Source organism: Paenibacillus camelliae (assembly GCF_023715345.1).
GTDB lineage: Bacteria > Bacillota > Bacilli > Paenibacillales > Paenibacillaceae > Pristimantibacillus > Pristimantibacillus camelliae.
This window is the reverse complement of sequence record NZ_JAMBNY010000007.1, coordinates 15,022-31,074: the sequence shown is the minus strand read 5'-3', so window position 1 is coordinate 31,074 and position 16,053 is coordinate 15,022. Positions and strand designations below refer to the sequence as shown.

The 16,053-nt window shown below is 45.6% G+C and carries 9 protein-coding genes; all 9 read right to left on the bottom strand.

Annotated elements, in window-relative coordinates; genetic code table 11:
• Window positions 1–198 precede the first annotated feature (198 nt).
• The 9 genes from M3180_RS12895 to M3180_RS12855 all read right to left on the bottom strand — a co-directional run bounded on the left by M3180_RS12895 (window position 199) and on the right by M3180_RS12855 (window position 15,973).
• On the bottom strand, window positions 199–4,659 hold the full coding sequence (locus M3180_RS12895) for an S-layer homology domain-containing protein (RefSeq protein WP_251668090.1): 4,461 nt from the start codon (window positions 4,657–4,659) through the stop codon (window positions 199–201).
• Window positions 4,660–5,094: 435 nt separating this feature from the next.
• The gene (locus M3180_RS12890; protein ID WP_251668088.1) at window positions 5,095–5,913 is read right to left on the bottom strand and encodes a ZinT/AdcA family metal-binding protein; all 819 of its coding nucleotides are present in this window, start codon (window positions 5,911–5,913) and stop codon (window positions 5,095–5,097) included.
• Between the two features lie 234 nt (window positions 5,914–6,147).
• The gene (locus M3180_RS12885; RefSeq protein WP_251668086.1) at window positions 6,148–6,633 is read right to left on the bottom strand and encodes a GNAT family N-acetyltransferase; all 486 of its coding nucleotides are present in this window, start codon (window positions 6,631–6,633) and stop codon (window positions 6,148–6,150) included.
• A gap of 92 nt (window positions 6,634–6,725) precedes the next feature.
• The gene (locus M3180_RS12880; RefSeq protein WP_251668084.1) at window positions 6,726–7,547 is read right to left on the bottom strand and encodes a lipid II flippase Amj family protein; all 822 of its coding nucleotides are present in this window, start codon (window positions 7,545–7,547) and stop codon (window positions 6,726–6,728) included.
• Between the two features lie 224 nt (window positions 7,548–7,771).
• Window positions 7,772–8,692, bottom strand: a complete 921-nt coding sequence (locus M3180_RS12875; RefSeq protein WP_251668393.1) for a tRNA dihydrouridine synthase — start codon at window positions 8,690–8,692, stop codon at window positions 7,772–7,774.
• A gap of 301 nt (window positions 8,693–8,993) precedes the next feature.
• Window positions 8,994–9,503, bottom strand: coding sequence for a YfiT family bacillithiol transferase (locus M3180_RS12870; RefSeq protein WP_251668082.1), 510 nt, complete (start codon window positions 9,501–9,503; stop codon window positions 8,994–8,996).
• Window positions 9,504–9,708: 205 nt separating this feature from the next.
• Window positions 9,709–11,859 carry a transglycosylase domain-containing protein gene (locus M3180_RS12865; protein WP_251668080.1) on the bottom strand — a complete coding sequence of 717 codons (2,151 nt, stop codon included), beginning with the start codon at window positions 11,857–11,859 and terminating at the stop codon, window positions 9,709–9,711.
• Between the two features lie 146 nt (window positions 11,860–12,005).
• On the bottom strand, window positions 12,006–13,055 hold the full coding sequence (locus M3180_RS12860) for an S-layer homology domain-containing protein (RefSeq protein WP_251668077.1): 1,050 nt from the start codon (window positions 13,053–13,055) through the stop codon (window positions 12,006–12,008).
• Between the two features lie 98 nt (window positions 13,056–13,153).
• Entirely contained in the window at window positions 13,154–15,973 is a 2,820-nt protein-coding gene (locus M3180_RS12855) for a cohesin domain-containing protein (protein ID WP_251668075.1), read from the bottom strand.
• Between the last annotated feature and the right edge of the window lie 80 nt (window positions 15,974–16,053).

The window sequence follows — 16,053 nt, the reverse complement described above, 5'->3', positions numbered from 1 at the left end:
CTTTCCACAATCAGCTACTAACTTAAATTTCCAGTTATGTTATCATATATTCAAAAGAAGCCGAGTGCTGCTAACACTCGGCTGAATATTGGCTTGGATGGGCTTATCCCTTCTAAGTTGGAAGAAAATAGAACCCACCTTTGGCGGTAACCTTGGGGTGGGTTCTTACTTTTTCTTGTAGTTATCTTAGAGTAGCTATTACAGTGACTCTATTAACAACTGATACAAAATAACTGCTGCTTGAGCGCGGGTTGCCGTTCCATGCGGAGCGAACCTGTTATTACCAACGCCACTGATAATACCCGCTTCATGCATAGCATTCACTGCTTTCTTAGCGTAAGCTGCAATGTCTTGCTCGTCTTGGAAGGCCGCTGCCGCTTTATCTGCATTCAGCGCAATGCCTGCCACCTGGATAGCGCGATAAGCCATAGCTGCCATCTCTTGGCGAGTAATCTCGTCGTATATGCCGAACGATCCATCCGTCCGTCCATTTACGATACCGAGCTGCTGCGCTGTTGCAACGGAGCTGTAATACCATGCATCTTGCTTAACATCTAAGAAGCTGCTTGATGCATTTGCTACGCTCAAGTCTAACGTCTGCATTAACATATGAACAAATTCAGCTCTTGTCACGGATTTGCCCGGTGCAAACGAATCCTTCGTTACCCCATTTACAATTCCACGTGCTGCTAGACCTTCTATGCTGTCGCTCGCCCATGCGATTGCCTTCGCATCATTGAATCGTACAGCATTAGCGATTGCTGCGTATTTACTGAAATGCTTCGCTTTGAATACTACCATACCAGTATGCTTATCGTAATGAGCATGTTTAATGACTTCGATGTTCCCCTCATCCGATAAGTAGTAGAGCACGATTTGATGTGGTTTTTCCCCTGTCTTCAGCGTGTAAGGAATTTCGACTCTCACCTGCTGTCCTGGACCGAAGCTAGTAATTTTCTTACCGCCAATGCTTAAATTGAAGTCATACACCTTGTTCGAGCCTACGAACTCGCGGACTTTTTCTGATAGCGTGCTGTTGTCAACGACAGCGACATTCAATTGAATATTGGCATTACCAGCTGTTCCCTCAAACAACGAAACTGGCAGCTGTACAACTCCGAATCCTAATGAAACCTCGATACGCTTTATGCCCTCTTCTTTCGCTTCCTTCACTTGTTCAGCAAGCATGGAGATTGTAACCTGCTTAGCCTGCTCAACACCAGTAACGACAAGCTTCATCGTACCTGCCTTTGCATCAGACAACGCTTTTTTCAAATGTGCAGCTTGAACCGTAGCAGTTGCATGACCGTTAGAATCCACATTTGCCTTTAATTCATCAGATGCAATTGGTGCTGGCGGTGTTGCCGGCGGAATACCAGGTCCGGTATATATGCTATCTGTTACTGCGTACGCTGCTGTTGAACGCTCTGATTCACCACCATCATTGACAGCTGTGACCTTATAGTAATAAGCCGTTTTCGGTGTTAACCCGCTATCCTCTAGCTTCGTTGCAGTAATCAGCTGCGTATTTACTTTTACGTAGTTGCCCTCTGCGGAGGTAGAACGATAGACGTTATAGCCGCTTGCATCCTCTGATGCTGTCCAGCTTACATCAATTGTGCTCGTTCCTTTTGCTATTGCTGTTACATTCGTAGGAGCTGCTGGTACCTCTGTCTCTACTGACTTGAACGTGAACGAATGATGAATTGGAGCTGCAATCAAATTACCAGCTGCATCTCTCAAACGCATGATGTAGATATTGCCAACCTCGCCGTTATTCTTCGTCACATGATTAAAGGTCACGAGGGCGGTTTGGTCGTCCTCTGCCCACGCGATCACAAAATCATTAGAGAAATCAAAGCCAATGCCAAAGTCTCCTCTATGCATAGGCTCATCGAATGTAATCTCTAGCTTATCGCCAGCTTCGAGTTCAACCTCGTCATTAAGGCTAAAATCAATATCAGCGCTAAAGTTGCTCGTTGTCTCCGGACGTAATGGACGATTTCCGTCGTCTGTCGCGCTATTCGGATATGGTGGCCAGTTCGGCTCAGGACCGATTCTCTGCACCGATTCCGATGCATTCCAGCTAACAGTTTCCTGATTGTTCTCCAGCTTAGACTTGTCAATGGAAAGCTCGAACGTACTGCCAGGCATCGCCTCCATCTGCAGCTTCTTCAGTGTAATGACCTCAAAAGCATCGTTCGGTATAAGATTGTTGCTGTTCGGGTTAGTCGTTACACCGTAGTTTAGAATCCATGCTTGCTCCGTATCCTCCTGTGGCGATTGAGACAACAGGCGACCGTCAGCATACACTTCTACCAGATCCTTATTGATCTTGCTCGTAAAGCCATACATGACTGCTGCTCCGTTATCATTGCGAGCGGTACCATGGCGAAGAGCAGTTGCGCCATCAACGCCTTGGAAATATACGGTCTTGCTGTCCTTAGCCGAACCAACGGTCGTAATCTCATAGCGTCCGATCTTAACCTCATCCTCTGTCAGATTAAACACCGCGATGCCGTCAACTACATCAGCTGTCCATGTGTTCTCTGTTGGCTCGTTATCCTCATCTAGTCGGGTGAGCTTAACCTTCGTATCATCAGAGTGAACCTTAATGGAGACAGGCACCCCTTCCGTGACGATCTCATTTTCTGTCCATAGTGTGTACTTGCCAGGGCGAGACCAGCGGATATAGGAGCTGTCGATATCATACGGAGAAATGGACATATCAGCGATGCTATCGTATTTGCCTATTCCATAGCTTGGCGGGTCGCTATGCGGAAAAAGATTGTTTACCTGGAGCGACTTACCGTTAAACTCCTTTTCCATAATTGCCAGCATGAATGGCACATCTCGATCTTGAATGGCGTGAGCTCCATCGCGAACTCGTACCGCAGCATTGTCACTGCCTAAAAACTCATAGACCTCCTGTGCCGCTGTCATCGCCATTACGGAGGATGGCGGTGTCGTCCAATCGAAGTTGTTATCTGCGACAAATGCGATGAGTGGTCTTGGTGCCATCAATGCCTCAACGGCATGCGAATCGAATGGCATATAATCCATATCCTTCTGTTGCTGGAACGCAGCAGCTGTACCAAGACCCAGCCAGAATGATTCGCCAAAATACTGAATGCTGTTAAGCCCCTTCTGGTTTCTACGATAAATGCGATCTAACGGTGTATTATAGTAAAACAGCTTGCCCTCAGCTGTGTAACGGAAGCTAGATACACCGGACTGTCCGCTGTCTACCGGCGCTGCTGCACCGACGCGATCATCCATCGCTGCTGACATTAGCGCGTATTTACCATTGATCGATACACCTGTTGTCATTGATTTATAAGGGTTAATATTCCATTGGTTCATGCCGCCGTTAGCTTCAGCACTAATCTCCATCGCATCAATAATGCGGGAAACGGTCCAAGCTGCCGTCATGATCGAGCCAGTATTGAAATCATATTCATAAGGGTTAAAAGGATATAAATTGTAGTAGTTTCCGCTTCTGTTAAATCCACCCCAGTTCGAGACATTAATTACGGCGTAGCCGTTTTCTGTCGCCATGGCTGTCTGACCGAAACCAAAGGCAATAATGACTGGCCAACCACCTTCAGGCGGTGTGCCCGTTGGAACGATAACATTACCAAGACTTCCAGTCACGGTTCTGTCATTATCATTAATCGTGACATTGATCTGGTTTGTCGGCTCATTTACGATGATCGCGCTCTTAGGCGTCGGATATTTTCTTCCATAATAGTAGTACTGAATGAGATCTCTAAGCTCATCTCTGCGCTCTAGCCAATCAGCCTCCGTTGTGACTCGGCCGTTCGAACCTGCCTCAGAATCTATAAACTGGAACAGATCATTAAGGCCCGGTGAATGTGGTAAAGAGGTAATATTTTGGGGGAAGCTAGCGCGCGGCGGTGTAGGCTGCAGAGCTGTTTTATCGACCTGGGCGTTAACGAGCACATTTTTCTTATCCGTTTCTATCCCCTCTTTGTCGATCTGGACACCAAGCGTCCCTGTTCGTGTAATGTTAACAAGCGCAAGCTCGAATACCGTGTCACTTACCTGCGTCAAGGCGCCCTTCTCTGCTGTTGCGGATGCATAGTTGGTTACTGCAGCAGGGGTACCGGCGCTAAGAATGATGTCATCCGACGACAATTCTGATACGGCACTGTTGAACGTTAGCCTTAAGGCAGAGCTATCCGCCACGAACGCTGTACCTCCGACGTTGGCGACGCTATAGGTAACTAAAGCTGCTTCACGATAAATCATAATAGCCTTTTCTTGATCGTCCACACCGTCCTTCGTAATCTTGAGCGTGACGGTGCCTTCATTCAGCACATCGCTAATTCCAAGCGTGTACTCGGTGTCGCTTGAACCTTCTACCACAGTCAGTGAGCCCATTGTTGCACTCGCCGTTCCAGCTGAGAGCACAATGTTGCTTTCCTCTAATCCAGGTACCGGTTCCTCAAATACGAGTGTAATCGCATCCGATGTTGTCACATTTGCTTCACCGTTCGCCGTTGCAGTGTAGCTCGTTTTCACGATTGGGCTATCATTAGGCTCGTTTTCCTCGGCAAACACAGCACCCATATCGAATAGAGTAAGTGACATGATGGCAACCAAAAACAATGAAATAAAGCGTTTACAAGATTTCATGCTTTCGTCTCCTTCAATTTTTACTTTTCCATAATACTGCATGTGCTTTCACATCTGGCTAGCTACGCCTCCTTTTCATTCGCTTCATGAGTGATTGTTCGCGCGTTCATTTTCTTCATTCGCTATACATGATCACCTCTTCTGAAAACGATGACATAAGTTGAAAATTGTATGACAGTAGATATAGTACAACAGTATTCTGTTAAGACAAGTTTTATGTATGAATAGTTATTGTCATCAATTTAATTCTAACTAAATCCAAAGCTACTAAGACCCACCTTGCATCATGCTGGGTGGGTCTTAGTTAAATACTCAGTATACGATACGGTTTCAATTCTATTTCGAAGCTATATCTCTTTTTTCTCTATCTCGTTTTTAGTATCAGGCATGCCTTGAATGCCATTCTTATGTAGCTGCAAGACGCCTTAATTTAAATTAATGTGCCATCATCTCTTGAGCAATCGTATGACCGTCCATTGCTGTAGGATAATACGTCGGCCAGTTTACCAATTCCTCTAGCAAAGCAGCGCGGTTATCTCCCCAGTACAGGTGATAGTGTCCCGCTTTCGTCGGGTAAATGCTATGGTCACTGAATTGAATATAGGTCGGCACACCTTCTGCAGGCTCAGCTAATTTGAAAATAAAGCGAACGCCACCATTTCCTTTTTCATAGGTCAAGATTTCATACCCGTCACTAACATATTCACCAGTGCTAGCTTGCTCTCCGTCATAAAAGGTCACTTGATTACCGTCTATGACAATCCGATCAACCGTTGTTTTATAGCCAGTGTCATAATACTCCTTATATTCCTCAGCAGACATCGAATCGCTGTGTGCTGCCTTGTGTTCAAACACTTCATCTAAAGTGCCGTCTAAGAGATAAGGGTAGACAGATTGCCAGTCTCCCGCCCAGTCTGATAGCTCACGATCCTTAATCTGGCTATCTTCAAAATAACCTGCATAAATTTGATCTAGTTCTTCGTCATGAGCATGACTGTGCCCGTCATCGTTGTGGTCATGCGCATGGCTATGTCCATCTTCCTCATCGTGAGTGTGGTTATGGCTATGTCCACCTTCCTCATCGTGCTTATGATCATGACCGTCATCTTCGTTGTGCGTATGGTTGTGACTATCAGAACTTTGCTGTGCCGTCACCAGGTTGTTCGTACCCTCCTGTTCTACATCCTTAGACTGGCACGCCATTAGCAGGACACTTAACGCTACGATACTTGCCCACATCATTGTCTTTTTCATAATAAGCTCCTCTCCATTAATCGTAATGATTACGTTTTATATAATAAGCAGTGACTATTTAAATGTCAATACTAATCGTAAATATTACGAATTAAATTTTCGTGTACATATTGCTGATCGACATATGATGAGTAACCTGTACAAGCAATTCACATTGGACACAAAAAAGAGTGAGCTCTTGCGCTCACTCTGATTATCCATCACTATGGCTGCATTATATGGACTTAGGTCAGTTCAGCGTACCTTCTGGAATGCAATTCTCGATGTCCCATCATCAAGCACGATTTCTCCACAATACACATAACCTAATTTCTTTAGTAAACTTTGCATCGGTATGTTTTGAACATGTGTATCAATTCTAATATTGCCCGTATGCTCAAATGCCCAATCTAAGCAAAACGTTGCAACCCCTCGCGAGCCTTCTGCTGAAGCAATGCGATGGATGACTCCATAAGGCTCATTGTTCAGCCATGCACCGCCTTTAATGACCTCATAGGTCGGGTCTTCCTCTTGAGCATAATAGAACACGCCAACAACCTTCTCCTCATCGATGCAGACATAGAGCTTCTCCTGACTAATGTCGTCCTCAATAAGCACTCGTTCAGGGTAGTCATCGCCCCATTGATCCGGATTGCCCTGCTCCTTCATAAAACTTCTCGCGTAGTCGTATATGGACATGATGATGTCAATATCACCTAATGCTGCTTTTCTAATCTGCAAATTGTTCCCTCCACCGTAACTATCCTCTGCTGTTCATCATTATTAGCATATTCCATATACAGTAATCATTCATAAAACCCTGTTCAATAGAATTAAAGCAAAACAATAAACTTCGTTAACCAGGCTATGTATTTCGCACCCCATATGAACAACAATTGAGCAAGTAAAGTACCTAATAACCGTGACGTTACCATCATCAGTGACATGCTTTTGAGTTTATTATAGCTCCCTCTTTCATTAGCAACATCGTCTGCTAATACAGATATTTTGGGGTCAATTAATATCACTAATAGTATCGTTGCGATACCGTTAATTAAACCGGATGCCATTGTTGCTGTAGAAGCTCTCTCAGGGGCTAATAATGATGCATATAATGCGGATAATACACCGATTGTATATATGGATGTGATGACCATATTTACGCAAAACAGCTTGATCGGTATATCCTTCATTTTCGTATCCTGTAAATATGAAAACTTAGGCAAACTGAAATGAGTGATGGCACGTTTTACGTACTGTAGAGAAAATATCTTTTTCATTAATGAATGAACAGAGCCTTTTTCCTCGGATAAATGTATGATTGCTCTTGAAAACAAAGCGATAAAAGTAGGAAATAGAAGCATTCCAAATAATGTTCCAACCGTTGATGCACTGATAAGCACTCTAAATTGTGCTTCTACAAACTCTAGGGTATTTTCTTGGGGGGCCTTATCGATCAGACTGCCAGTGAAAGGCTGTTGCATCATATTCGCAAGACGCGAAACGACAACCATAATGTTGAAGAGAGATAAAGCAGAAGCGATCATTTTAACTCTTGCACCTGACAACCTTGCAGCGTAAGCAAGTGTTTCTACCGAATGGATAATAAAAATAAACAAAAATAAAAATATTAATTTTACAGATATGAGCTCCATGCCATTACCTTCTTCTTTAGATTCGTCAGCTTACATTTAAATAGCCAAATTATGTAATATATTACCATTACCTATTATAGTTGTAAATAGTAACTAGCAGGACGGTTACCTTGCAATAGTGCATCCCCCTTGGCAGCACTCAGAAAAAAAAAGTAGAGAGGCCATCGCCCCTCTACTTTCTCTTCACAACAAACCTTCTCAGCTTCATTAGGCTTGTCCTTCTGCTATGTGAGATCATCCATATGATCTTCAGCGCTTTTAATCAATGCGCGAACTTCATCCGTAGACTTTGTGCTCATCATTTGATGTCTTAGCTCACTAGCGCCGCGGAAGCCTTTCACATAAATTTTGAAAAAGCGCTGAAGCCCTGACATTGCACGTGGCAGCTCCTCGATATATTGATCATGAAGATCAAGATGCAGCTTTAGAAGCTCCAGATGCTCCTTCGGACTGTGCTGCTTTGGCTCCTTCTCAAAAGCGAACGGATTACTAAATATTCCGCGTCCAATCATTATGCCGTCTACACCATACTGCTCTGCAAGCTTTAGCCCGGTTTCGCGATCAGGAATATCCCCATTAATAGTTAGCAGCGTATGTGGTGCAACTTCATCACGCAGTTTTTTAATTTCCGGAATCAGCTCCCAATGCGCTTCCACTTTACTCATTTCCTTCGTTGTACGCAAATGAATAGAAAGGTTCACAATATCTTGCTTGAATATATGAGTTAACCACTCTCGCCACTCATCTACCTCGGAGAATCCAAGTCTAGTTTTCACGCTAACAGGCAGTCCACCCGCTTTTGCTGCTTGAATAATATCTGCTGCAATGTCTGGACGAAGAATCAGGCCACTACCCTTCCCTCTTGACGCGACATTTGGAACTGGGCAGCCCATATTAATATCTATTCCTTTAAAGCCCATCTCTGCCATTCCGATGCTCATTTGACTGAAATATTCGGGCTTATCTCCCCATATATGCGCAACAATTGGCTGTTCATCCTCTGTAAATGTCAGACGCCCACGCACACTTTTGATCCCATCTGGGTGACAGTAGCTCTCCGTATTCGTAAATTCCGTAAAGAACACATCCGGTCTACCCGCCTGACTTACGACATGACGAAACACTACGTCCGTCACATCCTCCATCGGTGCAAGGACGAAAAATGGTTTCGGTAAATTACGCCAAAAATTATCTTTCTTATCTATCTCTATCACCCTTAGCTCATATCCTCTCGATTTGATTATATTAAATACAAATAGACCGCCCCGGCAAAGGAATCGGTCTATTTAGTCTGCTTGTAATTACAAATATGATAACACGCATGACTTTGCACTTTCAAGAGCTTCCCAGCCTTTTACTACCTGTACCACATCTGCTAAACCGCACTAGTTTTACAAACGTATGGCTAATGGAATCGGGCAAGCTACTTCTATATACAAGGACTGATTATTTTGACAAAGCAAGGTTTATATGAGCTAAGTGATGCTCCTCATGCCAAGCTAGCTTTGCAACCTTTGTAGCTACTTTGATCTGACCGTTCGTTTGGTGCGTAAACACACGCTCCAGATGCTCCTCAGTCAACGTTTTCCCTAGCGCAACGACACGCTCGTTAATCCCCTCAAGCATTCGGATAGAGCTTTCAACAGGAAGCTCGTTATCCGGTAACAACACCCACTTCTCTTCATCAAATGCAGGTACGGTTGGGTTATCATCCGTTAGAGCTAATTTCAAGCGCTGATACATATTTAACTGAGAATCTGCAATGTGATGCACAAGCTGACGAACGGTCCATGCACCCTCGCGATAGGTTTTGTTCAATTGTTCTGCATCTAATGAATCTACAGCCTCTCTCAATCGATGGGTATAGGAACCGATTTGCTGGAGCCACTCCTGAACATTTTGTTGCGTCACCTTGTCAGGAACCTGCAGCTTTCCAATTGGGAATTTCACATCCATTTTCAGACCTCATTTCTATATTAGTTTTACCGATTAACGTTTAATATACCAATCGTCCAAGCTAATGTAAACCTTCAGCACAACCTATTGTAAGCCTTATCTCGACCACTGTAACCCTCAGCTTATCCCTGTGAGCAAGGTACATGCTCGTAGACATTCGCTTATAGAGGGTAATGCCGCAGATGACTTTACACCGACAGTGTGCTTAATCATCATCATGCCTTTTCTTTCTCTCTTCTTCACGCTTCTTGTTCTCTTCCTTCTTCTTCTTTCTTTCCTCTTCCCGCTTCTTCTTCTCTTTCTCTTTTTCTTTCTCTTTCTCTTTCTTCTTTTTCTCCTCCTCTTTTTTCTTCTTCTCTTCCCCTTTTTTGTTTCCCTTTTCCCCAAATATAGGACCTGCATTGTCTTTCGCTTTCTCGATTGTAGGCCGTGTAAACTCAGATATAGGTACGTCCTGTAACGCAAGGGACATCATTTCTCGGAAAATTAAAGCCGGGTACTGCCCGCCGGATGTTGTTAAATAATGCTCGCGATCCGTCTGATCATAGCCTAGCCAAACCGCCCCTACAAGCTCAGGCGTATAGCCGACAAACCATGCATCCTTAGCACCGCCAACTATGCCTTCGAACTGTTCGATTCGCGGAAGCTGCGTCGTTCCTGTTTTCCCAGCCATCGGACGATTGAGTGCGGCATTCTTTCCTGTACCTTCTCTTATTACATCTTGCAGCATCTCCGTCATCGCATAAGCGTTTTCTGGAGACATAACCGCAACCGGTTGGTGCTCAGCCTCAGCTAAAACCTGTCCGTCCACCGTTGTAATTTTCGTAATCGTATGCGCTTGAATCTGTTCGCCAAGATTAGGGAACACGCTATAGCCCTGTGCCATGTGAAGTGGAGACACCCCTTGCGATAACCCGCCAAGCGCCAAGCTTAAATTACGATCTTCCTCGACTAGCGGGATACCGAGCTTCTCCACAAACTCTATCCCGCTTTGAAGTCCAATTTCGTTCAACAGCCATACGGCCGGAATATTTCTGGAATAAGTAACCGCCTCTTGAAGCGATACTTCCCCTAACGTACGGTTATCTACATTTTTGGGACGGTAGCCTTGAATATCTAATGGGCCATCATACAGCCGTGAATGCTTATCGTAGCCTAATTCCAAGGCGGGTGCGTACACACTTAACGGCTTAAATACTGACCCAGGCTGCCTCACCAGCTGAGTAGCATGATTGAAGCCGCGGAAGGTATGCTCTCCTCGCTGTCCGACGATTCCGCGTATCCCCCCAGTCGATGGATCCAAGATGACGGCTCCGCTCTGCAGCAGCTGATCGGATGCACTTTCTGGGAACAGCGCATCATTGCGGTACGTTGCTTCCATGGCGTTCTGAACGACTGGATCCAGCTCCGTGTAGATAAGCAGATCTCCAGCTAACAGCTGACGCTCGGTAAATCCATACAAACGAATGGCCTCATCAATCACTTCATCCATATAGGATGCATATTGACCGAGCAAATGGTTAAGCTGCTCCTGTGGAATTTCCTCGAGCACTTGAATCGGTTCTGCCTTGGCGTGCTGATATTCGGTTTCAGTGATAAAGCCTTCAGCCTTCATTAGACCAAGCACGAGATTGCGTCGCTCCAAAGCGAGCTCCTTATTCCTAAGCGGAGAATATCGGGTTGGAGCTTTTGGTAATGCTGCAAGCAGTGCGCTCTCTGCCAACGTCAAGTTCTCCGTTTGCTTGCCGAAGTACCGCTTGGCTGCTCTTTGCACTCCCCACTGACCCTCACCGAAATAAATTTGATTCAGGTACATTTCGAGAATTTGGTCCTTATCATAAAGTGTCTCGATCTTAATTGCATAGGCAGCTTCTGTCATCTTACGGGAAAACGTTTTTTCACCTGTTAAAAAGACATTCTTAGCAAGCTGCTGGGTAATCGTGCTTCCGCCTTGTACCGCACCGCCTTCCTTCACGTTACGAAAGGCTGCGCGAATAATGCCGAAGACGTCCACTCCGGTATGATCATAATATCTTTTATCTTCTACTGCGACGATGGCCTGCTGAAGATGTTGCGGAACTTGATCGATAGACACATAATCGATCTTAGCAGTGGTGACCTCGGAGCTGACCTCACCGTATCGATCGATGAACTGTGTCGGAGCCGCTATTGGTACAGCTAGCTTAGCGATATCAAGCGAATGAATCCAATTAGCCCCGATTGCTACTAGTGACAAAAATAAGAGCACCATCGCGATGATCAATATTCGGAATCGCTTCATCAGCCTAAAGATGCCGGATGGTCCGCGGCGTCTTCCCTCTTTTTTATGTAAATGATCTTTTCTATGTTTATTCATAGCTGCCTCCCATTGCAATAACACACTGTCTGAGCTGTAGACATTCTATTATAATGAGGAGGTTTTGAATGGTAGTCAAATTAATATTTTGTCATAAAGATATGCAAAAAGCTCAAGATAAGCTTGAGCTTTTTGTTTTCAGTATTCTAATTAACCTTGGATGTTGAAGCAATGTGGTCCACTATTCTCAAAAGCAAGGTAACAGCTTCAGCTCTAGTTGAGTATCCGCCTGGTGCAAATTTGTTGTTGCCCCTTCCCTTAGCTATACCTATATCTGTAGCTGCTGCAATGGCCGGGTATGCCCAATCTGGAATTTGGTCCACATCATCATACGTAAGCGCAGAAATCGAATCCTTCGTGTCTTCATAGCCTATTGCACGCATGAGCACGACCGTCATCTCAGCGCGGTTGATCCATTGAGAAGGTCTGAACGTTGCGTCATCATATCCTTTCACCAATCCAGCAGCAACTGCTTGCGATACGTGAGCTTTTGCAAACGGTGGAATTTGTGCATCATCCTTGAACGTTTGTGCTCCTTCAGAGGAAGCTGGCAATGCCAGTGCACGAGAAAGCATAGTAATAAATTCTGCACGAGTAACCTCTTTGTCTGGAGCGAATCTCCCATCTGGGTAGCCCTTCACCCATCCCTTCGCGGTTGCTCTGTTAATGCTTTCCTCGGCCCAGTGACCTTCCGTATCTATATAGTTCGTCGATATACTAAGCTTCGCTATTAAAGCTGGCTCAGATGTGATGCTGCTACCATCTCGGTCAACCAGTTTCACTCGCGTTAATTGAACGAGAGCTTCGCCTTGTCCAATAGCTTTGAATTTTAACGAGGCAAAATGCATTTTTCCATTTTCGCCTAAGGTATCGCCAACCTTAGTATGAGCGAATATTATTATCCCGTCCTCAACAATCGGAGGGACCGTAAAGCCATCCCAAGTCGTGGACGCTTGACTAAATTTCAATATGTTAGGGTCGTAGGATAGACGAAGCTCATATCCAAAAACGTTTTTCGTGCTATCGCCTTCGACCGATACTACTACTTCTTCGCCAACTATTGCATTGCTGGCGGAGCTATTTAATGTAAATGAGGAGTTATTCTCAGCATGTGCCATAATCGGTATCAAGGTAAATAGCAGTAGCACGGACAGTAGAAGCTTGGACAGCAGCAACGGCAATTTTTTTATTTTCAATTGAATCGTCTCCCTTGTTCATATAATGGTTAGGAGAGAAACAGGTCCAAGGGTATCGACTGCACTAAGCTTTGATACCCTTGGCTGTTTTTCAGTTATTAATTAGTCAGAATGAGACGCGCCAATGCGACAAGGTCTTCAATGTCGATTGTTCCATCATTATTGATGTCGTATTTCTTCACTTGATCCCAATCTGGGCTATCTGAAGATTTGCCATAAGCTTTCGCAACTAGAGCCAGGTCACCAACGCTTACTCTATCATCATCGTTGACGTCACCTGGTAGTACAGGCTTACGAATCTCAACTGAATGCGTATCTCCATCAATTTCCGCCTCTACTCCTTCACCGTCTGCAAGCCCAACTAGCGTAACTGCGATATCCGCAATACCAGCTGTCTGCTTTGCTTTGAAGCTAAGCTTAAAAAGAGGTTGATTAGGATTATTTACGCCTTCATTTAAGTGAGTGCCTAAAATTCGAATACTTCCTTCTTGGCTATCTGAGCCTACAATTACAAACTGCTCAGAATCAACGGACACTGGCTGACCAACAAGCTCTAGCTTATCAGCGTCGTATGCGATTGTAATGTCTTGTGCATATACTTCCTGATTCAAGCTTTCAAGACCGTAGGTCACATCGAATGTTTCACCGAACTGCACTACCGCTGGACCTGACAACGTTGCTGAGCTAGTTATACTGCCTCTGCTCTGTGCAAACATCCAATCAAAGATGTTCTTATCTGCATACGCTTCTTGGCTTGCACCATATCTGAAGCTGGCATTTGATTGACCAAGAAGGTTGCTGTACACTTGGGCTTCGGTTTCGTGCGGCGTCCAGTCAAAGCCGTAGTAAGGGAAATTAAAGGCCTGGTTAGTTTCCAGAACGTTTACGTTAGCATTTGAATACAATCCGCTAGCGCCAGCGCCTGTACTGAAATACTGTGTCCATGAATTACCAGCGCCGTCATTCTTATGTGTATGCGCCCATATGGAGGTTACTGTTAACTCAGGGTTCGCCGTAAGCTGTTCCTCAGTTGGCAAGCTGCCTCCTGCAAGCGGAACAATTGCTGCGAGAAACTCAGGATTGCGACTATAGAAGCCGAGCGTATACATGCTGCCCATCGAGAAGCCGGACATATAGATACGGTTCAGATCCACCTTGCCCTCATCGGCCAGTTTCTCGATATATGCCATAAGTGCCTCATTATTGGCCTGATTGTTTGCGTGGTTTTGCGTTGCTATAATGTGCGCGTTGTACTTGCCAGGGTTCTCCAGCTGACGCTTGGATAGTACGGCTGCTCCGTTCGCGGTTTGCACTGGAGCGAAGAAGTCCCCAGAAGGGCCTCCACGGCCGCCGCCATGGTTGTAAATAAACAGTGGGAGAGGACCGAGTTCTTCCCATGACTCGTCGATCGAGATCAGGATGTCCATGCTGCCTGTGCCGCTCGGGTTCGTTTTGTCAGGGACAAACTTGTCGAGCGCCGGGTTGACTACAGCTGATTGAGTGAATCTCGGGGTTATCGTGGTGCCGTCTGTCAGTTTGATCTCACGATCTACGTTGACGCGGTAATTGAGAAGTGCAGAGAAGGCGTTTTGCAAGTTGCCTGATACCATTGCGCCGGATGTATAGCCATTGGTATTCCAGAACTCGAATTCAATGATGATGTAGCGACCACTCTCCGGAGTATCCGTTACGAGGTCTTCGGAGCCCGGTGCGGGGGATATATAGCCAAGCGGCTCCGGAGCACTGTTTACATACACCCTAGTGATATTGCGCAAGCCGTCGAAAATCACGGTTGAGCCGTCAAGTCTTGTATTTCTAGCAGCCGCCGTGAACATATCGGAGCTAAGGTCAGCAAGGTTGGCCTCATTGCCTTCGCCAAGGTCGATGATGACCGCTGTCGTGACGTTACCGACAGAGAATATATCGTTATACACGGTGAACGGTAAATCTGCTGCGTTTGTAAGAGGCTTGAATGTTACGTGGATGCTGATGCCGCTTTCGGTGACATTCCTTATTGTATATGTGTTGTCTGTAACAGCTACTTCTTCATTATTAACTGTAACTGTATCCACTTCAAACCCGAATGCAGGGTTTAACGTGAAGGTTACGTCTTCGCCATCATTTACCCAAACATGCCCTGCTAGGGAGGATGGACTTATACTGCCGTTCTCGCCAGATGATGTCATAACGTAGTGCTGAACGCCAACGCTAACGTTTGGTTCATACAGTCGTAAAGCCGGTGATTCCTGCATCTGCTGAAGCAGTTGAGCAGCGCTCGTCGTGTTCGCCGCCTGGCTCTTCGCGGTGAAGCCGTCTTCCGTACTCGTCAAGGCAAAGTTCCACTGGTTGTTCCCGCCCCAAATGTACAGAGACACGGTGCCTTCCTGTTCATCCAGTACATGCAGCAACATGCTTTGCTGGTTGCCATTGATCGCTGCGCCAGTCGTGTTGAGGGGTGCATGCTGCGCGTTGAAGCTGGATTCCCTTCTCAAAGGCTCCGTGCCTCCGCCTGCGCCGGGTGCGTCATTCAATACATAATAGCCTGGGCCGTCACCAAGACCGCCGGATGCCGCGGCAGTATTTGCACCAAGGCCAAACTGCCAGATCATGTCGTCCGTCACTTCGGATGTGATTAAGCCCTCTTCAATCGTTACGGCCTTGGATGCCATACCAACCTGAGTATCGCCGGTCACATCGCCTGGTGTGCTGATTGTCGCTTGAGCGTTAGTAAGTGCTCCGTGCTCGGAGACAATAAGATAACTTCTGCCAATCTGGACATCAGCTGGGTCGACCTGTCTCCACGTTTCGTTCGGTTCCGCAGCTGTATCTGCCTTGGCCTCGGGTAAGTTAGATACCATTAGAACGGATACCATAAGGAAGCAAACCAAGAAAGACATCACGAATCTTGTTTTACGCATTACCTACAACACCTCTCTCTTATTCTTTGTCTCTTTGCCTTTCAGACGACATGACTATAAGATCGTCTACATCAAGAAAA